General features: G+C 48.4%; 19 protein-coding genes. 17 read left to right on the top strand and 2 right to left on the bottom strand.

The window, feature by feature from the left end; all coding sequences use genetic code 11:
* The first annotated feature begins 240 nt into the window (after positions 1-240).
* The 8 genes from NQ502_RS14980 to vanT all read left to right on the top strand — a co-directional run bounded on the left by NQ502_RS14980 (position 241) and on the right by vanT (position 10,908).
* Complete coding sequence (locus tag NQ502_RS14980; RefSeq protein WP_083963340.1) at positions 241-1,803, top strand: DUF3502 domain-containing protein; 1,563 nt, start codon at positions 241-243, stop codon at positions 1,801-1,803.
* A 41-nt stretch (positions 1,804-1,844) separates the two neighbouring features.
* Complete coding sequence (locus NQ502_RS14985; protein WP_028529017.1) at positions 1,845-2,738, top strand: ABC transporter ATP-binding protein; 894 nt, start codon at positions 1,845-1,847, stop codon at positions 2,736-2,738.
* Positions 2,719-5,052, top strand: a complete 2,334-nt coding sequence (locus NQ502_RS14990) for a hypothetical protein (RefSeq protein WP_028529018.1) — start codon at positions 2,719-2,721, stop codon at positions 5,050-5,052. The genes NQ502_RS14985 and NQ502_RS14990 overlap by 20 nt, the downstream gene beginning before the upstream one ends.
* Before the next feature lie 102 nt (positions 5,053-5,154).
* Entirely contained in the window at positions 5,155-5,856 is a 702-nt protein-coding gene (gene vanR / locus NQ502_RS14995) for a VanR-ABDEGLN family response regulator transcription factor (protein WP_028529019.1), read from the top strand.
* On the top strand, positions 5,846-6,979 hold the full coding sequence (vanS, locus tag NQ502_RS15000; protein WP_028529020.1) for a vancomycin resistance histidine kinase VanS: 1,134 nt from the start codon (positions 5,846-5,848) through the stop codon (positions 6,977-6,979). Before vanR ends, vanS begins: the two co-directional genes overlap by 11 nt.
* A gap of 140 nt (positions 6,980-7,119) precedes the next feature.
* On the top strand, positions 7,120-7,689 hold the full coding sequence (locus NQ502_RS15005) for a VanZ family protein (RefSeq protein WP_044983317.1): 570 nt from the start codon (positions 7,120-7,122) through the stop codon (positions 7,687-7,689).
* A gap of 38 nt (positions 7,690-7,727) precedes the next feature.
* Positions 7,728-8,774 (top strand): D-alanine--D-serine ligase VanG, encoded by a 1,047-nt coding sequence (gene vanG / locus NQ502_RS15010; RefSeq protein WP_028529021.1) that lies wholly within the window; start codon positions 7,728-7,730, stop codon positions 8,772-8,774.
* Positions 8,767-10,908, top strand: a complete 2,142-nt coding sequence (gene vanT, locus NQ502_RS15015; protein WP_028529022.1) for a serine racemase VanT catalytic subunit — start codon at positions 8,767-8,769, stop codon at positions 10,906-10,908. The genes vanG and vanT overlap by 8 nt, the downstream gene beginning before the upstream one ends.
* Here vanT and NQ502_RS15020 read toward each other — a convergent pair.
* The gene (locus tag NQ502_RS15020; protein ID WP_028529023.1) at positions 10,892-11,392 is read right to left on the bottom strand and encodes a DUF5721 family protein; all 501 of its coding nucleotides are present in this window, start codon (positions 11,390-11,392) and stop codon (positions 10,892-10,894) included. The two genes, vanT and NQ502_RS15020, sit on opposite strands and share 17 nt — an antisense overlap.
* 454 nt (positions 11,393-11,846) lie before the next feature.
* Between NQ502_RS15020 and trpD the strand changes: the two genes are divergently transcribed.
* Complete coding sequence (gene trpD, locus NQ502_RS15025) at positions 11,847-12,857, top strand: anthranilate phosphoribosyltransferase (protein ID WP_028529024.1); 1,011 nt, start codon at positions 11,847-11,849, stop codon at positions 12,855-12,857.
* Positions 12,858-12,872: 15 nt separating this feature from the next.
* Here the strand turns inward: trpD and NQ502_RS15030 are convergent, their stop codons facing one another.
* Positions 12,873-13,685, bottom strand: a complete 813-nt coding sequence (locus NQ502_RS15030; RefSeq protein ID WP_028529025.1) for a MerR family transcriptional regulator — start codon at positions 13,683-13,685, stop codon at positions 12,873-12,875.
* Positions 13,686-13,816: 131 nt separating this feature from the next.
* Here NQ502_RS15030 and NQ502_RS15035 point away from each other — a divergent pair, with 131 nt between their 5' ends.
* The 8 genes from NQ502_RS15035 (at position 13,817) to nagB (ending at position 21,579) form a co-directional block, all read left to right on the top strand.
* A complete protein-coding gene (locus tag NQ502_RS15035) occupies positions 13,817-15,169 on the top strand; it encodes an MATE family efflux transporter (protein WP_028529026.1) in 1,353 nt (450 codons plus the stop codon).
* 218 nt (positions 15,170-15,387) lie between these two features.
* Positions 15,388-16,074 (top strand): N-acetylmannosamine-6-phosphate 2-epimerase, encoded by a 687-nt coding sequence (locus NQ502_RS15040; RefSeq protein WP_028529027.1) that lies wholly within the window; start codon positions 15,388-15,390, stop codon positions 16,072-16,074.
* 24 nt (positions 16,075-16,098) lie between these two features.
* Positions 16,099-17,019 (top strand): dihydrodipicolinate synthase family protein, encoded by a 921-nt coding sequence (locus NQ502_RS15045; RefSeq protein ID WP_028529028.1) that lies wholly within the window; start codon positions 16,099-16,101, stop codon positions 17,017-17,019.
* Positions 17,020-17,040: 21 nt separating this feature from the next.
* A complete protein-coding gene (locus NQ502_RS15050; RefSeq protein ID WP_028529029.1) occupies positions 17,041-18,561 on the top strand; it encodes a sodium:solute symporter in 1,521 nt (506 codons plus the stop codon).
* Between the two features lie 3 nt (positions 18,562-18,564).
* Entirely contained in the window at positions 18,565-19,017 is a 453-nt protein-coding gene (locus NQ502_RS15055; protein WP_028529030.1) for a YhcH/YjgK/YiaL family protein, read from the top strand.
* Between the two features lie 73 nt (positions 19,018-19,090).
* The gene (locus NQ502_RS15060) at positions 19,091-19,978 is read left to right on the top strand and encodes an ROK family protein (protein ID WP_028529031.1); all 888 of its coding nucleotides are present in this window, start codon (positions 19,091-19,093) and stop codon (positions 19,976-19,978) included.
* Positions 19,979-19,988: 10 nt separating this feature from the next.
* Entirely contained in the window at positions 19,989-20,807 is an 819-nt protein-coding gene (locus NQ502_RS15065) for a MurR/RpiR family transcriptional regulator (RefSeq protein ID WP_028529032.1), read from the top strand.
* A 37-nt stretch (positions 20,808-20,844) separates the two neighbouring features.
* Entirely contained in the window at positions 20,845-21,579 is a 735-nt protein-coding gene (gene nagB / locus NQ502_RS15070) for a glucosamine-6-phosphate deaminase (protein ID WP_028529033.1), read from the top strand.
* Positions 21,580-21,583: the final 4 nt, after the last annotated feature.

The following is a 21,583-nucleotide window of genomic DNA, read 5'->3' on the forward strand; positions in this document are numbered from 1 at the left end:
AAGGAAATGCGAATAAAATACAAAAAAACAAAACATAAGACCAAAAACATTGACCTACATGCATAGATATGAGAAAATATGTAATATAAATTTGCATTAATCTTGAAAATGCAGGAACGAAGATGATATCAATGAAAATATATATTTCTCCTTATCCTGTTAGTTGCTTTGCCAGTTCCGGAAAAGTAATTAATATGAAATAGAAACACGCTGTACGAATCATGTAAGGGAGGAGGTTTTATGAGAATGAGAAAATGGATTCCAGCAATCCTGACCGTCGGCTTCATGATCTTACTACACAGCGGCTGCAGTGCAAAAAGTACGGACACCGAAGAAGCCCGGAAAACGGAAAAAGAGAATGAGAACGTAATTGTCTGGCAGATTTATGAAGGGGGAGGTGGTCTTGGAAGAACTTTTCAGGAGATGTGGCAGGAGCCATTGAATAAACTGCTGGAAGATAAAAGTGTACCCTATGATGTTAAAATTGAAGTTTATTATGATACGATGAACGATAATGAACAACTAAGTCCGGACCAGGCGCTGGAGAAACTGAAGTCAGAAGACAGACAGGCCGATGTGATATCGGTTCCCACAGGGATGTCAGGATATGATGATAAAGGAAATATTTATTATGACTACTCGCCATATACAGAAATGGCTGGGAAAAAATTGTTGGAGCCGCTGGATGATATGCTGGAGACCGAAAAAGGTGTGAAGATCAAATCAGCGCTCACCGAGCTGGAACCGATACGGTCACAGGTTAATGGCGTGACGTATGGGATCTCTCAGCACATGCCGCTGTTCAATGCGGTGACTTATCGGAAGGATCTCCTGAGAAAGTATGGAATAAATCAGGAAGCATTATCTGAGGATATTTTTGAAAATGCTGATATACTGAAGATGATACGAGACGGAGAGGGAGGAAACATAGTACCGTATGTTACATATATGGATGCGTTGAATCGGCTGGGTTTTTGGCTTATAGATGAATGCGAGGCAGTTGGATATCATCCGGAAGGTATGTTTGTGAATGCTTTTGAAACAGAGGAACTGAAGAATTACCTGATTCAGATGAAAAGTTTTCAGGATCAGAATTTAATGAATGCTGATCTTAAGAACATTGGAGAATTCTTTGCTATGGAATCCGTTACGGATACGGATCAGATATATGAAACGGTGTATAAATTTTCAAAACCCGGAGAAGAGAAAGAACATAAGATTGATATGGTGGTGATACCGGACAAAAAACGGATGTGTCTCCTCCCGTACGGCGGAGATTCCTCAACGGGAATTGCAGCGTGGTCAAAATATCCGGAAGAGGCGTTTGACTTTTTGACGCTGTTGTACACAGATGCAGAGATTGCCAATCTGATCCAGTACGGTGTGGAAGGGGTCGATTATTCTGTCGAAAGTGGATATGCTGTTTACAACCAAGATAATGGGCTGCGTAATTACGGAGAGAACTTTACCAATCCGCTGCTGACATATCCTAAGGAGGGGATGCCGCAGGACAAGCGCTCTATGGTAGAACGGTGTTATGAGGAGAATGAAACTCATTTGCCGCTTGGATTCCGTTTTGATACACAACCGGTTCAGGAAGAAATAAATGCTGTCACAGAGATATTTGGATCCCCTGTTATGCATACGGATGAAGTCTATCGGATGTTTTGCGGTAGTGTGGATGATCTGGATGCAGCCATGGAATCTTTTAATCAAAAACTAAAAACTGCTGGTGTCAACAGGATTGTGGAGGAAGCCAACCGTCAGCTCGCCGAATGGAGAAAGTCAGGAGGGGGAGAATGAAGATATCACAGATCTGAGAAAAAATCAAAGGAGTTGAAAAATTGAAACTCGAAATACTGGGACTTAGCAAATCATATGGAAAAAAGAAGGCTTTGTCGAGAATAAATCTGGAGCTGACGCCGGGAGTCTATGGACTGTTGGGGCCGAACGGTGCCGGGAAGAGTACGCTGATGAATATCATTGCGGGCAACCTCGCCCCGGATACCGGAATGGTGCTGTACAACAATATCGATGTCACCGGTGGAAGCGCCGTATTCCGCAAGGTTTTGGGATTTATGCCCCAGCAGCAGGCATTGTATGATCAGTTTACCGGCTACCGCTTTCTGGCGTATATGGCGGATTTGAAGGGAATGCCGAAGCGACAGGCGATAAAAGAGATCAAGGAGGTGCTGAAATTTGTTAATATGACGGAACAGGCGAAAAAAAGGATGGGGTCATATTCCGGCGGAATGAAGCAGAGGATACTGATTGCCCAGGCGGTTCTGAACCAGCCCTCCGTGCTGATCCTGGATGAGCCTACGGCAGGACTGGATCCCAGGGAACGTATACGGGTGCGCAATATGATCTCCCAGATCGCAGAAGACAAGATTGTTCTGCTGGCAACTCACGTTGTCTCAGATATTGAGCAGATCGGAAAGAAAGTGATTCTGATGAAACAGGGGAATGTGCTGGCAGTGGCACGGCCCCAGGAGCTGATCGAAGAACTGGAGGGAAAAGTGTATGATCTCATCGTTCCGGTATCGGCGCTTGCGGGCCTGGAGCAGCGGTATCTGGTCAGCAATGTCTCATACTGCGGGGAGCAGCTGATGGTGCATGTGATCGCGGAGGAGGTACCGAATGAATATCCCTGGCAGCGGAGTCATCCGACGCTTGAGGATGTGTATTTATACCGGTTCGAGGATGAGGTGAGGCGGGATGCGGATATGGAAAAATGAATGCGTGAAAGTCTGGCTCAGTCCGGCATTCTGGCTGGTTCTGGCCGTCCTGCTTCTGATAAACGGCGTACTGCTGTATACGAAGGCCCCGGATGAGATGCTGGATACCTCCGTGTATCAAAAAGCGTATGCCTATTATTTAAGTCTGTCAGAAGAAGAATGTTACCGGGAAGTACAGGAACGTACGAAAGAACTCGAAGCGCTTTTGTTTCAGGAAGAGCTGGACGAGTTTGAGGCGTATGCCCAGTATGTAAAGATCGAGAAATACGAGCCGAAATTTGCACGGGATGCTTATCAGGAGTATTCTCTTTTACAGGAGTTTGAAAAGCAGCTGAGAGATATCTCGGGATATGAGGCGTATCTGGAGGACATCCAGGAGAAGGCAAAGGGACAGAGCGGGATTGCAATCTTTCAAAATGAGAGCCGCTTTTCAAGAGAGAATGCCAGAAAGACCGCAGCGGCATTCGCGCCGCTTGCCGGTACGCGGCCGGTATTTGTCAATTCGCATACGTTCCATGACACGGTGGATTTTCCGGCGACGGATTTTCTGGTGCTGTGTCTGTTGTTTTATATGGTGCTGATTCTAGTGGTATGGGAGCGGGAGCGCGGACTGACAGCGCTGTTGTTACCGCTTCTGCGGGGAAGACGGCACCTGATTGCAGCGAAGATGGGTACACTGTTTTTCGGAAGCGTGTTTGCTAATCTGGTATTCTGGGGCATGAATGCAGTTTTGGCGTCCGCAAAATACGGTCAGATGAACTGGGAGGCTCCCATTCAGTCGGTCAGCGGCTATATGGGATGTGCGTTGTCCGTGACGTCAGGGGAATATCTGCTGCTTTTTGTAATATCTAAAATCTTAATCTGTTACATAGTATCGCTTATTCTTGTTTTTTTTGCTCTGCATATCAGGAGGACTGCGATGCTGTATGTACAGACGGCACTGCTGTTTGGAGTGTCTTTCGGCCTTTATCAGCTGATTGACGGCAATTCAGTCTTTCAGCTTATAAAGTATATCAATCTGATACCGTTTCAGCAGGTGAATTCCATTTACCGCTACTACTTCAACGTCAGCCTGATGTCGCGCCCGGTCAGTATGATGCCGCTGTATTGGGCTATGCTTGCATTGCTGGCGTGTGTGTTTATTTGTCTGAATCTGTATGGCTTTGCGGCAAAGAGGCTGACGAAAGCACCTGAGCCGCCTGGGGCAGGCAGAAAGATAAATGCCGTGCGCGGCTGCAGCGGCGGTCTGCTCAGTCACGAGGGATACAAATGTCTGGTCATGCAGCGGGCACTTATGATCCTGGCAGTGTTCGCTGCGCTGCAGATCTGTCTGGGAGTGCAGCGGTCAGACTATATCAGCTCGGAAGAGCAGTATTACCGGCAGTATATGGAGCGTCTTGAGGGACCGGTGACACGGCAAAAGACGGAGGTTCTGAGAAAAGAGCAGGAGCGTTTGCTGTACTATGATACGATGCTGTCAGATGCCTGGAAACAGTATAAGGCAAAAGAAATCAGTGATGCACAATGGAATGCCGTGCAGCGGCTGGTGTCAGACCAGACAAAGAACCGGAGCGCCTTCCAGCGTGTGGCACAGAGACTTTGGTATCTGCAGGACTATGCCATGACAAACAGGAAAAATCTGGGTTTCGTATATGAAACAGGGTACGACCGCATCAGCGGACATTCGTATGAGGGATATCGGTATGATATGATTAATGCAGCGCTGCTCATGCTGGCGACGATCGCCGCTTTTTCGTCTCTCTTCCCTGTGGAATATAATACCGGCATGATCCGTCTGCTCTCCTGCAGTCCGAACGGAGGACTGGTGACCGTACACAAAAAGCTGCTCCTTGGATTTGCCATATCTGCTGTCATCTTTGTGATGGCGTATCTGCCGGATTTTATCTATACTGCATACCATTACGGTTTTCCCGCACTGTCCGCTCCCTGTGCAGCGATTCCTTCCCTGTCTGCATTTGGAGAAATAATGTCACTCGGTGAGTATCTGCTGCTGCTTTTCTTGCTGCGCGGACTGTGCTATCTATGCCTGGGGATGACGATTTTTGCCGTCTCAGTGATGCTTCGGGACACGATGAAGACGATGGTGTTCTGTACGCTGCTTATCGTATTTCCGCTGCTCATCCATCTGGCGGGAATAGAAAAGATCGATGTCATATCCTTCAATATGTTTCTTTCCGGAAATATGTACCTGGATTATGCAAAAGCCGGATATGCGCCGCTGATCCTGATTCCGCCGGCATTCGGGGCAGGGGCGTACAGAGTTCTGAGAACGTATGTCTTCCGAAGGCTGTGAGCAGGTGCCCGTCATATTCCGTTGCGTTTTGGGTCAGTTTGGGATATGCTGTATAGGAGAAACGTACAGAGACTGACAGGAAAGGAAGTGCTTGGCAGCAATATGAAGGAAAGTATTCTGATCGTAGATGACGAAAGAGAGATTGCCGATCTGATGGAAGTCTATCTGAACAATGACGGCTATACCGTGTATAAATTTTACAGCGGCGCTGAGGCGCTGGAATGCATAGAATCAAAAAAGATAGACCTGGCGGTGCTTGATGTGATGCTGCCGGATATTGATGGATTTCAGATCTGCAGGAAGATCCGGGAGAAGTTTTTTTTCCCGATCATCATGCTGACGGCAAAGGTGGAGGATTCGGATAAGATCATGGGGCTGACCATCGGAGCAGACGATTACATCACAAAGCCTTTTAATCCGCTGGAAGTGGTGGCGAGGGTTAAGACTCAGCTGAGAAGGTACATGCGCTACAACAGCAATTCTGAGCAGCAGAAAGAGAGCGTCAGCGAATATGACATCAAAGGTCTTCTGATCAACAGGGAAACGCACAGCTGCCGTCTGTTTGAGGAAGAGATTTCTCTTACACCGATTGAGTTTTCGGTGCTCTGGTATCTCTGCGAAAACCGGGGAAAGGTGGTATCCTCAGAGGAATTATTTGAAGCAGTGTGGAAAGAGAAATATCTTGACAATAACAATACTGTGATGGCGCATATCGGGCGGCTGCGGGAAAAGCTGCATGAGCCTGCGAAAAAGCCGAGATTTATAAAGACGGTCTGGGGAGTGGGGTACAAGATTGAAGCGTAGAGTGAAAAGGGAAAAGGACGGTTACGGGCAGCTTAGGACAAAGATATTTATCAGGACGCTGATGATGGTGGCAGGTGCGACAGCGGGTGTCTGGATGATCTATGATCTGATTTTCTTCGGACGCTTTTCGGAGTGGATGATATCGCTTTTTGAAATGATGTTCCGGATGGATTATCAGGAAGCTCTGAACTTGTATCAGCAGACGTTCCGCAACTATATGGACCTCATTTTTATGACTGTTATCGCCATCGCCTTTTTTTGTATTTTCTGGTTTTACCTGAGATGGTTTACGAAATACTTTGGTGAAGTGAACAGCGGAATTGATGCGCTCATTCAGGAAGATGCCCATGATATCACAATGTCTCCGGAATTATCAGCGACGGAGAAAAAGCTCAATGATATCAGACATACGCTGGAAAAACGCAAGCTGGACGCGCAGCTGGCGGAGCAGAGAAAGAACGATCTGGTTGTTTACCTGGCCCACGACCTGAAGACGCCGCTGACTTCTGTGATCGGGTATCTTACACTGCTCAGAGATGAAAAGGAAATCTCAGAGGAGCTTCGTGTAAAATACCTGGGGATTTCCCTGGATAAGGCAGAGCGGCTGGAGGAGCTGATCGATGAGTTTTTCGAGATCACCCGGTTTAACCTTTCCAATATCGTACTGGAATACAGCAGGGTCAATCTGACCCGCCTGCTGGAGCAGCTGGTCTTTGAATTTGGACCGATGTTTGGAGAGAAGCATCTGAATTACATGCTGCATGCCGAACCGGATCTTATGATCCTGTGTGATGCCGATAAAATGCAGCGTGTATTGGATAACCTGCTGCGAAACGCCGTTTATTACAGTTTCGAGGGAAGCACTGTGGAAATTGCGGCGGCATTCAAAGAGGATGCGGCAGTCATCACGGTGGTGAATCAGGGGAATACAATCCCGAAGGAAAAGCTGGGACGCATTTTCGAACAGTTTTACCGGCTGGATACGGCACGCGGTTCGAACAGCGGCGGAGCGGGGCTTGGGCTTGCCATCGCCAGAGAGATCGTGGAGCTGCATCACGGAGAGATAACGGTGCAGAGTAAAGAAGAACGGACGACATTTGAGGTGACGATTCCGGTTTCGTAGGAGAATCGTAAGAATTCATATAGAAAAAAACAGGAAATTTAATTGGTTTTGCGGAGAAAAGGCATCTCCGGTTTTGATAATATCATATCAGGACCGGAGGTGCTTTTTGCATGTAGATATACGGTTTGGAGGTGAAAGTTATGGGAGACATTCTGGGATATGTATTGATCGGCTTTATATTGATGGCTGCTGTCGCAATTTTGTATCTGCCCGTTTATTTGGTGTTGAGGAAAAAGTTCTGCTTTCTGAGGCAGATGTCGTTTCTGCTTCTGATTGGCTGCTGTCTTATCATACTATTGGCAACCGTACTGATTTCCGTGTTCCTTGGCATGACAGAAGGTCTGGACGCTATGGCTGTCAGGCATGATATTAACATGATCCCGCTGCGATGGACAGCGGAGGAATGGGCGATGGGCAGGGAAGAAATGCTTACACAGGTTGCCGCTAATGTTGTCATGTTTATTCCGTTTGGCTTTATCCTGCCGGCGGCCCTGCCTGTATTTCGGAGATTTTTCAGGACGATGCTCTGCGCTGCGTGTTTTTCTTTTCTGATCGAATTTGCACAGTATTTTATCGGCCGTTCTTCGGATATCGACGATTTTCTGCAGAATACCATCGGAGGTGTCATTGGGTATCTGATTTTTTTGCTGTTTTCCAAATTATTTCAAACGAGCAGGATCTGGAGAAAGTTTACAGGCAGGCCGCTATAAGAGTTTCATCACATACATCAGAGAAAGGGAAATAAGACATGGGTAAAAAAAGACTGGCGGTTATCTTCGGAGGAAATTCAACAGAATATGGCGTATCACTGCAGTCGGCATTTTCTGTACTGGAAAATGTGAATCAGGAGAAATATGAAGTGATACCGATCGGAATCACGAGACAGGGGAGCTGGTACCGTTACGGGGGAGCTTACGGAAAAATACCGGATGATACCTGGATGCGGGATGAAAAAAATCTGACACCGGTTGTTGTGCATCAAAATCCTGCGGTGCATGGAATACTGGAACTTTCCGTATGGGAAAATCGTGTGACCCAGCTGGATCTCGCATTTCCGGTACTGCATGGAAAGAACGGGGAGGATGGAACCGTACAGGGATTACTTGAACTTGCCGGGATTCCGATTGTCGGCTGCGGCGTCCTCGCCTCAGCACTTTGCATGGACAAGGACAGGGCGCACAGACTGGCCGGGGCGGCAGGAATATCTGTCCCGAAGGCTGTGGTGCTGCAAAAACATCAGAAGTGCAGAGCGGTTGTCCTGCCGGAAGATTTTACGTATCCGCTGTTTGTCAAACCGGTACGCGCCGGCTCTTCGTGTGGAATCGCAAAGATATACGGGGAAGGGGAGCTTGATGCAGCAGTCAGTGCGGCCTTCTGCCACGATGACGAAGTGATTGTAGAGGAGAATGTGGACGGATTTGAGGTTGGATGTGCCATTCTGGGGATGGATGTCCTCACTGTGGGGAGAGTCGATGAGATCGAGCTGACGGGTGGATTCTTTGACTTTACAGAGAAGTATGCACTGAAGCATTCCAGAATCCACATGCCGGCCAGAATTGATGCAAAAACTGAGCAGAAAATACAGGAGACGGCAAAGAACATTTATCAAGTGCTGGGATGTTCAGGCTTTGCCCGGGTGGACATGTTTCTGACGCCTTCCGGTGATGTGGTATTTAATGAAGTGAATACCATACCGGGTTTTACCGCCCACAGCCGTTATCCGAATATGATGAAAGGAATCGGCCTGTCCTTTGAGCAGCTGTTGGAGAGGCTGTTGGATATGTATGATGAGTAGGGACAGAGGATACAGGGGTATCGATTATGCGAGGCTGGCAGCGGCGATTCTCGTTGTTGCGATTCACACCTCGCCGCTGGCTTCATTTGGTCATACGGGGGACTTCATACTGACACGTATTTTTGCCCGCACGGCGGTTCCTTTCTTTTTTATGACTTCCGGATTTTTTCTCATATCGAGCTACAATCGCAATGCGGAAAAGCTGGTGAGCTTTGTAAGGAAAACGGCCGTGATATACGGATGCGCGATTCTTTTTTATCTGCCATTAAATATATATAACGGATATTTCAACATGAAACATCTGCTGCCGAATATAGTAAAGGATCTGGTGTTTGACGGAACACTGTACCACCTCTGGTATCTTCCGGCTGCCGTTATCGGTGCAGCCGCGGCATGGACGCTGGTAAAAAAGCTCGGTATGAAACGAGCGCTGGCGGTAACCGTATTACTCTATACAGTGGGGCTGTTCGGGGACAGTTATTATGGAGCGACTGAAAAGATACCGCTATTTTGGAGCTTCTATTCCGGCATTTTTGAAATTTCCGATTATACGCGCAACGGCATTTTTTTTGCGCCGGTGTTTTTTGTGATGGGAGGGATCATCGCAGAACAGACTGTCCGCATCTCGCTGAGAACATGTATCGCCGGGACTGCGGTTTCATTATTCCTGATGCTGGCAGAAGGCATGAGTCTGCACTATTTTCAGATGCAAAGACACGACAGCATGTATGTGATGCTTTTACCTGTCATGTACTTTCTGTTTACAGCCCTGACATTTTGGAGAGGGAAGAGGCTTGAGGGAATCTCTGACTTTGCTCTGCTCCTGTATCTGGTTCATCCGATGATGATCGTTGTGGTGCGCCTGTTTGCCGGACTGACTGGTTTACACAAGTTGCTGGTGGAGAACAGCCTGATTCATTTTCTGGCAGTGTGCGCCGTATCGGTGGCAGGTTCTGCCGCTGTGGCTATCGTCTGGAGCAGGTGGAAGAAACAGAGAAGAAAACTCCGCCGGGTACGTGCGGACCGGGCGTGGATAGAGGTTGATCTGAACAATCTGAAGCACAATGCGAGAACCCTGAGTAAGGCCATGCCGCCGGGATGCAGGCTGATGGCTGTGGTGAAAGCAAATGCATATGGACACGGGGCTTTTGAAACGGCGGTATGCCTTGAACAGATCGGCGTGACCTCATTTGCGGTCGCGACCATTGATGAGGGCATCGCGCTGCGCCGCTGGGGAATCCGGGGAGACATCCTGATCCTGGGATTCACGGATCCTTCGCGGGCGAAAGAACTGCACCGGTACCGGCTGATACAGACTCTGATCGATGCTCCATATGCAAAAAGACTGGCACGGCAGGGGTATATCATCAGGTCACATATAAAAATTGATACGGGTATGCACCGGCTTGGCTTCGGGGTGAATGAAAGAAGTGAGATCTTAAGGACGGTACGGAGCAGGAATCTGAATGTGTGCGGAATCTATACACATTTATGTGCGGCGGACAGCCTTTTAGAAGACGATGTGAAGTTTACGCGCAGGCAGACAGAGGTGTTTTTTGAATTACTGGAGTGGCTGAAGGAGCAGGAGGTGACGATCCCCGACATACATATCCAGAGCAGCTATGGTCTTCTCAACTATCCGGAACTTGGATGCAGCTATGTGAGAGCCGGAATCTCTCTCTACGGTGTTTTGAGTGCCCCAGACGATACGACCAGGCTTCAGCCGGATCTGCGTCCGGTGCTGTCGCTGCGGTCACAGGTTGTTTTAATCAGGGAGATTAAAGCGGGAGAGCATGTGGGATACGGCAGAATGTACGAGGCGGTGAGGGACAGTCGGATCGCCATACTGCCCATCGGATATGCAGATGGGATACCGAGAAATCTGTCCTGCGGCAAAGGAGAGGTTCTGATCAGAGGCTGCAGGGTTCCGATTGCCGGACGGGTCAGCATGGATCAGCTGGCAGTTGACATCACAGATATTCCCGATGCGGCTGTGGGAGATGTAGCGACACTGATCGGAAGAGACGGACAGGAAGAACTGCTGGCCGCTGATGCAGCCGCACGTTCCGGCAGTATCACAAATGAACTGCTGAGCCGGATCACAGAGATAGTCGTGATCAGGACTCAAACGTGATGCCCTGTGTCTTGAAAAAGCGAGTCACCTTGTCATCCCACGCGTAATCGAGCGACTTATCCATCGTAAAGAAGCGCAGGGAAGTGCCGGTTACACATGTCAGATGCTCACCGTCGAACTGGCAGTTCAGATACAGTCCGAAGATATCATCCGCCTGTATGCCAAGGCTGCTCTGTGCCAGGAGATGCTCCACGTCAGGGCGGGCAAGCTGAAATACGATCTTGAAATTCAGGGGGGTTTTCTTTCCCTTGATCAGCGAGAAGCAAAAAGGCCGGACATCACTCCAGAGAACATGTGTCTGTTCGTGAGCTTTGAGCTGTTCAGCTTCACCTGCATCATAAAAATCAGGATGGAGGGTACCGTCTATATTGTAAGTAACATTCGTAGTCAGTGACAGCTCAAAAAGCAAGAACTGATCAAATATATTCCGGATAAGCATTTTGGACATGAAGTCTTTGACCTCGCAGATTTGAAAAGCTTTCATGAAAATTCCCCTTTCTCTAATAACAACTTTACCATGCGGGGGACGGCCGTGTCAATGGCAGGAAAGGGCTTGACAGGGTGGGCTGTTGGTGATATTATGTAAAAAATTCATATAGCCAAACCGTTGAAGCGGAGATAAAAACAGGGATGCGCGCACAGAGAGTCCGGGGAGCTGAGAGCCGGGTCGAAATGCAATCTGTTAAATGGACCGTTGAGGGCGCAGGGAAAGGCAGCTGCCGAGTATTCTGCGACGTGTAGGCATACGTCAGTTGCCGGAGATATGCTGGTATCTCGCTAAGGGCACGGGTCAAACCGTGAATCAAGGTGGCACCGCGGGAATTATCACCCGTCCTTGACAGAGTCTATGTCTGTCTGGACGGGTTTTTTATTTGTGCGATTCGGATCGTGCTGCGTCCTGACGGAGAAACCAGGAGATCATACAGGAGGGAAAGAGCATGATTAAAGAAGCAATTTTAAAACTGGCAAGGAATGAGGACCTGTCATATGGAGAAGCACAGCAGGTCATGGATGAGATCATGGAAGGCAAAGCGAACGACATTCAGATGGCGGCATATCTGGCAGCCCTGTCCATGAAAGGGGAAACGATCGATGAGATCACGGCCTCCGCAGCCGGAATGCGGGCTCACTGCATTAAACTGCTGCACGATATGGATGTACTGGAAATCGTGGGTACCGGCGGAGACGGAGCCAATTCCTTTAACATTTCCACCACATCAGCGCTGGTCATCGCTGCGGGAGGGGTGCCGGTGGCGAAGCACGGAAACCGTGCCGCATCATCGAAGTGCGGAGCTGCCGACGTATTGGAGGCATTGGGGGTCACCATTAATCTTCCGCCGGAGAAAAGCGCCGATCTGCTGAAAGATATTGGTATCTGTTTCCTGTTTGCGCAGAACTATCACATCGCTATGAAATACGTGGCGCCGATCCGCCGTGAACTGGGAATCCGTACGGTATTTAATATTCTGGGACCGCTGTCCAATCCGGCCGGGGCAAATATGGAGCTGATGGGCGTATATGAAGAGGCACTGGTTGAGCCGCTGGCACAGGTTATGGCTAAACTGGGTGTCTCGAGGGGAATGGTGGTGTATGGACAGGATAAACTGGATGAGATTTCCATGAGCGCACCGACCAGGATTTGTGAGATCAGGGACGGATGGTTTCAGTCTTACACGGTTACCCCGGAACAGTTTGGTTATACGCGTTGTTCGAAGGAAGAGCTGACGGGAGGGACTCCGGAAGAAAATGCTAAGATCACACGTAATATTTTAAACGGGACGGAACGGGGAGCAAAACGCTGTGCCGTATGTCTAAATGCGGGAGCAGCCCTTTATATCACCGGGAAGACCGGAACAATAGAAGAGGGTGTGAAGCTGGCAGAAGAACTGATTGATACGGGGGCTGCCATGAGAAAACTGGAAGAATTTATCTGCGAGAGCAGTAAATAGAAAAATTGGTATATCCTACAGTACTCGAACTGAGATCCGTGTGACGTAAAGATTTTCCTCACTGACGGTCAGTCCATCCAGGATGGCGTCCTCGAAGAAATGGTCATCTAATTTAAGGGCACGGGCATCGGCGTGCGCAAATATCTTCTGATATGTCTTTCCGATCAGATCCCAGGGGCCCGTGTGCCAGCCGCACAGGTAAGTTCCGGCGGGTTTTACGGTATGGCTGAGATGTTTTGGCCGACTGTCAAACAGCAGGTACAGAGTGTGGTAATCTGTATAGATGCCCTTTGTCAGGCTGGAACGGTACTGGAGGTATCCGACGCCGTAAGGGCTTTTATCATCCATGGATGCACAATGTTCATAGAGACTGCCGATAGCGGAAGCCATCATGGTACTGTCGGTCAGGTCACTGTAGGATGAAATATAATATTGTTCGGGAAATTCCAGAAGTTCAGGACCCGCCGGCCTGCGTTCCAGATAGGACGCAAGCTGGGCGGATTTTTTGCGCAGCAGTGCCCGCGTCTGTTTCAGCTGCTTCATCTTGCGGGAGATCAGTTCTTCCTCCTGTTCAAGCAGTTTCATAAAAAGACCGGGGCTTTTATGCTCCAGATACTGCCTGATCTCGGCAAGAGGCATGTCAAGTTCTCTGAGTGTGCAGATTACATCAAAGGTTTCCAGCTGTTCGGGAGAATAATACCGGTAACCGTTGTCTGCGCGGTGGTCGGGCGGAAGCAGACCGATCTTATCATAGTGGAACAGCGTGTGTTTGGTGGTACCGGTTATTTTTGCAAATTCACCGGCTGTCAGAAAGCGGTTTGTTTTCATATTCTCCTCCCGTGCCGTACTTGCAGCAGCTCTGATCCGTAATGGATAAAAAACTTGACTATAGGGTAACCCGATACTTTATCATACCTTATGTAGAGGAATTTTGCAAAGAAAAAGAGAGGTTTGATAGTATGAAACAAACAATTGCGCGTGATTTTAAATTTTTATCATTGATGAAATTTGCGCTTCCATCAATGGTTATGATGGTATTCATGTCGCTGTATACAATTGTAGATGGAATTTTTATCTCCAGGATGGTCGGAAGTGTGGCACTGTCTGCGAATAATATTGTATATCCGGCAGTGAATATCCTGATGGCGATTGGAATTATGCTGGCGACTGGAGGAAGTGCGATCATTGCCAGGAAGCTGGGTGAGAAGAAACCAAAAGAGGCAAATGAAAATTTTTCACTGATCGTTGTCACGGGTGTGATTACGGGAATTATCGGCCTGATTGTCGGGGTCGTGTTCCTGGAGCAGATCTGCCGGCTTTTAGGAGCAACCGATATGCAGATCGGATATAGTTCGGCGTACCTGCGGGTGGTCCTGTTTTTTGCTCCGATGTGTATGCTGCAGATGTTGTTCCAGTCATTCTTTGTAACAGCAGGAAGACCGGGTATGGGTCTGACGCTGACGGTGGCTGCAGGGGCAGCCAATATGGTGCTCGACTATCTGTTCATGGGACCGCTCGGTATGGGGGTTACAGGTGCCGCACTGGCGACAGGGATCGGTCAGTGTATACCGGCGGTGACAGGGATTGTATATTTCCTGATCAAGAAAGACGGTTTGCGGTTTGTCAGACCAAAGCTGGACTGGAAGGCGCTTCGGGCGAGCTGCCTGAATGGCTCCTCAGAGATGGTGACGAATCTGTCTGCGGCGATCGTGACGTACCTGTTCAATATCATTATGCTTCGACTGGCAAAAGAAGACGGAGTGGCGGCGATCACCGTCGTATTATACGGGCAGTTTTTGTTCTGTGCCCTGTATCTTGGCTTCAGCATCGGGGTTGCGCCGGTGTTCAGCTACAACTACGGCGCCGGAAGACGGGATATGCTGCGAAGGATCTATCGGATCTGTATGCGGTTTACTACAGTTTCTTCTGTTATCATAGGGGCGGCAGCCTTTGCAGGTGCCCCGCTGATTGCCCGGATATTTGTGGATGAGGGGACTGCAGTTTACAGACTGACGGAACGGGGATGCTATCTGTTTGCATTTGCCTATCTGTTCTGTGGCGTCAATATTCTGGCGTCGGGAATCTTTACCGCACTGTCGGATGGCAGGACCTCTGCATTGATTTCATTTCTGCGGACATTTGTGTTTATTGTGATATCAGTGCTGGTTTTACCGTACTTTCTGGGGACTGACGGAGTATGGCTGTCGATCCCGTTGGCGGAGATACTGACGCTGACAGTGTCCCTTACGCACCTGGCTGCGTTTTTTGGAAATAAAGAACGGAGGAAACAAAAAATTTCAACCGAAAATTAAGTACTGGCGGCTCTCAAAATTTTAGAGAGCCGTTTTTTTGTATGCCATTTGAAAGAAGCGACATTCCATTGTGCATATTTACTAAAAAAACAGCGGAAGCTAGACCATAATGAGGGACACATAAAAAGATTTGAAAGTACTTTCACAAAAAGTGAGAACTATTGAAAATGAAAACGAGAGTGTTATACTGACATTACTAATTGAGGAGGTCGCAGCAAATGGACGAAAGAATCGAGAAGCTGAGAGGAAAACTGATCGTATCGTGTCAGGCACTGCCGCATGAACCACTGCATTCTTCATTTATTATGGGGCGCATGGCAAAAGCAGCCCAGGAGGGTGGAGCATGCGGCATCCGCGCAAACACCAGAGAAGACATTGCAGAAATAAAGAGTCAGGTGGATCTGCCGATCATCGGAATCGTGAAGAGAGATTACGGGGACAGTGACATTTACATTACCCCTACCATCCGAGAGGTTGATGAGCTGATGGAGGTGAAACCTGAGATTATTGCGGTTGATGCGACGGTCAGCCTGCGCCCGGGCGGTCAGACATTGGATGCTTTTTTTAAGGAGGTCAGGGAAAAGTATCCGCAGCAGCAGCTGATGGCGGATTGTTCCACTGTGGAAGAAGCGCTTCATGCGGATGCGCTGGGATTTGATTTTATCGGGACAACGCTTGTCGGTTATACCAGGCAGAGTGAGGGTTCTAAAATCGAGGAAAATGATTTTGAAATCATTCGGAGCATCGTAAGACAGGTAAAACATCCCGTGATCGCGGAAGGAAATATCAATACACCGGAAAAAGCCAGACGGGTGATCGAGCTCGGAGCGTTCAGTGTTGTAGTCGGATCAATCATCACAAGACCGCAGCTCATTACCAGAAATTTTGCAGAGGCACTCCAGTAAGTGCGAAAGAGAGGAGATATGAAAATGGCAGAGTTGAAAAAATACAAAGGGATCATACCGGCATTTTATGCATGCTATGACAGCGAGGGGAATGTAAGTCCCGAAGGCGTTCGGAACCTGACGAAATATTTTGTGAAAAAAGGTGTGAAAGGTGTCTATGTAAACGGTTCGTCCGGTGAGTGTATTTACCAGAGCGTACAAGATCGTAAGACGGTACTGGAACATGTGGTGGCGGCCGCAGAGGGAAAACTTACGGTGATCGCACATGTGGCATGCAACAATACGAAAGACTCCGTGGAACTGGCGCGTCATGCCGAGAGCCTGGGCGTCGATGCAATCGCGGCAATTCCGCCCATCTATTTCAGGCTTCCGGAATATGCAATCGCCGAATACTGGAATACGATCAGCGAAGCCGCACCAAACACGGATTTTATCATTTACAATATTCCGCAGCTGGCGGGAGTCGCGCTTACTATGAGCCTGTTTGCTAAAATGAGAAAAAATCCCCGCGTGATCGGGGTGAAGAATTCTTCCATGCCCGTTCAGGATATTCAGATGTTTAAGGCAGGAGGAGGCGAAGACTTCATCGTGTTCAACGGTCCGGATGAACAGCTGGTGAGCGGACTCGTGATCGGTGCAGAAGGCGGAATCGGAGGCACTTACGGAGCGATGCCCGAACTGTATCTGAAGATTGATGAACTGGTGCGTGCCGGGCAGATGAGCAAAGCGATGGAAGCACAGTATGCGGCAAATGATATCATTTATAAAATGTGTTCCTGCCATGGAAACATGTATGGGGTGATCAAGGAGATTCTGCGCATCAATGAAGGCCTCGAACTCGGGAGTGTCCGCGAACCGCTGCCTGCATTAATTGACGCAGATATGGCAACAGTAAGAGAAGCGGCAGACATGATTAAAGAAGCTGTCAGCAGATTCTGCAGGTAACAGATACAGGAGGGTGTTGGGATGAAGGGTTTTACAACCATTGACTTGGTGATCTTAGTGGTATATCTGGCGGCTGTTCTGTACGCCGGTCTTCATTTCTCGAAGAAAGAGATGAAGGGGAAAGAATTTTTTAAAGGCGACGGTACGATTCCCTGGTGGGTAACGTCTGTCTCCATTTTTGCAACACTGTTGAGTCCGATTTCGTTTCTGTCACTGGCGGGAAATTCCTACGGCGGCACATGGATCTTATGGTTTGCTCAGCTGGGAATGCTGATTGCGATACCGCTTACCATCCGTTTTTTCCTGCCGATCTACAGCAAACTGGATATTGACACCGCATATCATTACCTGGAACTACGGTTCCGCAGCAAGGGACTCCGCGTACTGGGAGCGGTAATGTTTATCATCTATCAGATCGGAAGAATGTCCATCATCATGTATCTGCCGTCCATGGTACTTTCGAATCTGACAGGGATCAACGTCAATATCCTGATCATTGTGATGGGAGTGATCGCGATCATTTACTCCTACACGGGAGGCTTGAAATCCGTACTCTGGACGGACTTTATTCAGGGCTCCGTGCTACTGATTGGTGTCACCTTTGCGCTTATATTTTTGATCTTCCATATCGACGGCGGAATGGGATCGATCTTCGGAGCCTTTCAGGCAGGGAAATTCCTGGGAGGCGATGAGGCTATATTTGACTGGAATTTCCTGAAGAACAGCGTGTTCATTATCATTGTGGGGGCCGGTCTTAATACATGTTCCTCTTACATTTCCAGTCAGGATATCGTTCAGCGTTTTACTACGACGACAGACACGAAAAAGCTGAATAAAATGATGCTTACGAACGGTGCACTTTCCATTTTCATTGCGACCGTATTTTATCTGATCGGAACTGGTCTTTACGTGTTCTACGGACAGAATCCCGAGCTTGCACAGACGGTGCAGCAGGACCAGATCTTTGCATCGTTTATCGCATATCAGCTTCCTGTCGGCATCACAGGAGTCCTGCTGGCAGCGATTTACGCGGCCTCTCAGTCCACACTCTCCACTGGTCTGAATTCCGTGGCGACCAGCTGGACCCTGGATATCCAGGAGCGCCTCTCCAAAAAGGAGATGAGCTTTAAACTGCAGACAAGGATTGCGCAGTTTGTATCTCTGGGTGTGGGGATTGTTGCAATTTTGATTTCCATGGTGCTGGCGAACGGAGAGATTAAGTCCGCATACGAATGGTTCAATGGTTTTATGGGGCTGGTCCTCGGAGTTCTGGGTGGAACCTTCGTGCTGGGCGCTTTTACAAAAGTGGCGACCACACTGGGCGCGTATGTGGCATTTGGCGTTTCGGCAGTCGTCATCATCTGGGTGAAATATACGCAGCCGGAGGTCTCCATCTGGTCCTATTCACTGATTACCATAGGAATCTCCGTCGTGGTCGGCCTGGTCGTCAGTTATATTCACAGGGCGGTTACGGGAAACAGAGAGCTGCCGGATGATAAAACGACCATTTACGGCATCGGCAAAAAGAAGGAGGAGGCGTAACGGATGATATTTGGAAATCTGCATCAGCTGTCGGAATATGATTTTCTGAAAGAAAATATCAAATCTTGTTTTGCATATGCAGCAGAACATGACCTGGTTTCGTATGATACGGGACGACATGAGATTGACAAAGACAACCGATATGTTAATATTGTAGAATACAGAACGCAGGAAAGGGAACAGCGCTTTTTTGAGGCGCACAGGCAGTATCTGGATATTCATGTCATGCTGCGCGGAGAAGAACGGATTGATCTTAATTTTATCCGGAATATGAAACAGGGAGAATTTGTGCCGGAGGATGATTTTCTTCCGCTGGAAGGCAGTGCAGCCGGCCATGCTGTGCTGCAGCCGGGAGACTTTCTGATCTGTTTTCCGGATGACGGCCATATGACGGGTATACAGACGGGAGAACCGCAGACGATAAAAAAAGCAATTTTCAAGGTGAAAATCCAGTAACTGTCACCGAAAGACAAACCATGAGGTTTGTCTTTTGTGGCAGTCTTTATCAGGAAAGAAAGGGGGATCAGGGTTGAAATATTATGTAAGCATCGACATCGGGGGAACGGCTGTCAAATACGGGGTTCTGGATGAGAACGGTACGTTTGCTGAGAAAGATAAGATGGAAACCAGGGCGCAGGAAGGCGGAGCAGCCATTTTGGAGAAGGCCGTGGGGATCGTACAGCAGTACCTGGATGCATACCGTCCTGCGGGTATCTGTATTTCCACTGCCGGTATGGTAGACAGGGAAAAGGGAGAGATTTTTTATGCGGCTCCCTTGATTCCGGATTATGCGGGTACGAATTTTAAAAATACCATGGAGAAGAAATTCGGGATACCATGCGAGGTGGAAAATGACGTCAAGTGCGCAGGGCTTGCGGAGAGCATATCAGGGGCTGCACGCGGGAAAAAATATGCAGTCTGCCTGACGATAGGCACCGGAATCGGAGGCGCGATCATACTGGATGGAAAGGTCTTTCACGGTGCGTCCGGCAGTGCCTGTGAGGTTGGATACATGAAAATGGATGACAGCGACTTTCAGTCGCTTGGTGCCAGCAGTATCCTGAGTAAAAAGGTGGCGCAGAAAAAACAGGATAATTCCGGAAAATGGAATGGATACCGCATCTTTGAAGCTGCCCGGCAGGGTGATCAAGACTGTATCCAGGCGATCGATGAGCTGGCGGATGTGCTGGGAAAGGGAATCGCCAATATCTGCTGTGTGCTGAATCCGGAAATCGTGGTGCTGGGCGGAGGTATTATGACGCAGGAAGACTATCTGAAGGACAGAGTCCAAAAGGCGCTGAAAAAATATCTGGTATCAAGTATCGAGGAACATACAGAGCTTGCGTTTGCCAGACACAGAAACGACGCGGGAATGCTGGGGGCCTTTTATAACTTTAAACAGAGACAGTGCAGATGAGGATCAGAGGATGGAAGTTTATGCAAAAACAGTGATTCCTGTCATCGAATCGAATTACGGGAAGCTGACGACCGTGGAGCGCAATATTGCCGATTTTTTCATTGAAAACCGAACAAAGATGGATTTTTCAGCACGGGCCATATCTGAGCAGCTGTTTGTATCGGAGGCATCGTTATCACGTTTTGCAAAAAAATGCGGCTACAGAGGATACCGGGAATTTATTTATCAGTATGAGGAGGGTTTTGCGGAGCGGACAGAGGCGATGGCGGGAAATACAAGGACAGTTCTGAACACGTACCAGGAGCTTCTGAACAAAACATACAATCTGGAGGATGAAGCACAGATTGCGAGAGTGTGCAGTTACATGGCAAAGGCATCCAGAGTATTTGTAAGCGGACTCGGAAGTTCGGGACTTGCCGCCAGGGAGATGGAGCTTCGTTTTATGCGCATCGGTGTGGATATCGACACCATAAACGATCCGGATGTCATCCGCATGCGTTCCGTATTCCAGAATGAGAGGTGTATGATCATCGGCATCAGTATCAGCGGTGAGAATGAGGCCGTGCGTTATCTTCTGAAAGAAGGCCACAAACGGCGCGCACGCACGGTGCTTTTGACTGCGACAAATAAAGATGAGTTTGGAAATTACTGTGACGAGGTGGTTCTGCTTCCATCGCTGGCCCATCTGAACCATGGAAATGTCATTTCTCCCCAGTTCCCGATTCTCGTGATGATCGATATCCTGTATTCATATTATGTGAACCTGGACAAATATGAAAAGGAAATGCTGCATGATGATACGTTGAAAGCACTGCGCGAAAGAGGATAAAACCATATAATATAGTAAACCAAATTTGGAGGAACTTATGAAAATTTATACGACAAATGACTATCAGGAGATGAGCAGAAAGGCGGCTCACATCATCGCATCACAGATCATACTGAAGCCGGACAGTGTCCTGGGGCTCGCGACCGGTTCCACTCCGATCGGCACCTATCAGAATCTGGTGAAATGGTATAACGAAGGAGATCTTGATTTTAAAGAAATTAAAACGGTGAATCTGGATGAGTACAGGGGACTGGACAGGGAAAACGACCAGAGCTATTACTACTTCATGCACGATCATCTGTTCAGCCACGTTAATATCGATCTGAACAATACACATCTCCCGGACGGTACCCAGCCGGACAGCGACAAAGAATGCCGCCGCTATGAGGAAGTGATAAAATCCATGGGCGGTGTGGATCTGCAGCTGCTTGGCCTTGGGCATAACGGACATATAGGGTTCAATGAGCCGGCTGAATTTTTCGCATCGGAGACGAACTGTGTGAATCTGCAGGAGAGTACCATTGAGGCAAACAAACGCTTTTTCGCATCCGCGGATGATGTGCCGAGGCAGGCATATACGATGGGGATAGGAACTATCATGCGTGCAAAGAAGATCCTGGTGGTTGTCAGCGGAGAAGATAAGGCTGATATCGTGAAAAAAGCGTTTTTCGGCGAGGTGACACCGAAAGTACCGGCTTCTGTGCTGCAGATGCATCATGACGTAACAATCGTTGCAGATAAGGCGGCGATGTCGAAAATCATTACCGAATAGTATC

The sequence above is a fragment of the Ruminococcus gauvreauii genome, assembly GCF_025151995.1.
Classification (GTDB): Bacteria; Bacillota; Clostridia; order Lachnospirales; family Lachnospiraceae; genus Ruminococcus_G; species Ruminococcus_G gauvreauii.

Bases quoted from the DNA above. Each gene is read 5' to 3' on its own strand.
- NQ502_RS14980 (WP_083963340.1), top strand. From the start codon at position 241: ATGAGAATGAGAAAATGGATTCCAGCAATCCTGACCGTCGGCTTCATG.
- NQ502_RS14990 (WP_028529018.1), top strand. From the start codon at position 2,719: ATGCGGATATGGAAAAATGAATGCGTGAAAGTCTGGCTCAGTCCGGCA.
- vanR (WP_028529019.1), top strand. From the start codon at position 5,155: ATGAAGGAAAGTATTCTGATCGTAGATGACGAAAGAGAGATTGCCGAT.
- NQ502_RS15005 (WP_044983317.1), top strand. From the start codon at position 7,120: ATGGGAGACATTCTGGGATATGTATTGATCGGCTTTATATTGATGGCT.
- vanG (WP_028529021.1), top strand. From the start codon at position 7,728: ATGGGTAAAAAAAGACTGGCGGTTATCTTCGGAGGAAATTCAACAGAA.
- vanT (WP_028529022.1), top strand. From the start codon at position 8,767: ATGAGTAGGGACAGAGGATACAGGGGTATCGATTATGCGAGGCTGGCA.
- NQ502_RS15020 (WP_028529023.1), bottom strand. From the start codon at position 11,392: ATGAAAGCTTTTCAAATCTGCGAGGTCAAAGACTTCATGTCCAAAATG.
- trpD (WP_028529024.1), top strand. From the start codon at position 11,847: ATGATTAAAGAAGCAATTTTAAAACTGGCAAGGAATGAGGACCTGTCA.
- NQ502_RS15030 (WP_028529025.1), bottom strand. From the start codon at position 13,685: ATGAAAACAAACCGCTTTCTGACAGCCGGTGAATTTGCAAAAATAACC.
- NQ502_RS15035 (WP_028529026.1), top strand. From the start codon at position 13,817: ATGAAACAAACAATTGCGCGTGATTTTAAATTTTTATCATTGATGAAA.
- NQ502_RS15040 (WP_028529027.1), top strand. From the start codon at position 15,388: ATGGACGAAAGAATCGAGAAGCTGAGAGGAAAACTGATCGTATCGTGT.
- NQ502_RS15045 (WP_028529028.1), top strand. From the start codon at position 16,099: ATGGCAGAGTTGAAAAAATACAAAGGGATCATACCGGCATTTTATGCA.
- NQ502_RS15050 (WP_028529029.1), top strand. From the start codon at position 17,041: ATGAAGGGTTTTACAACCATTGACTTGGTGATCTTAGTGGTATATCTG.
- NQ502_RS15055 (WP_028529030.1), top strand. From the start codon at position 18,565: ATGATATTTGGAAATCTGCATCAGCTGTCGGAATATGATTTTCTGAAA.
- NQ502_RS15065 (WP_028529032.1), top strand. From the start codon at position 19,989: ATGGAAGTTTATGCAAAAACAGTGATTCCTGTCATCGAATCGAATTAC.
- nagB (WP_028529033.1), top strand. From the start codon at position 20,845: ATGAAAATTTATACGACAAATGACTATCAGGAGATGAGCAGAAAGGCG.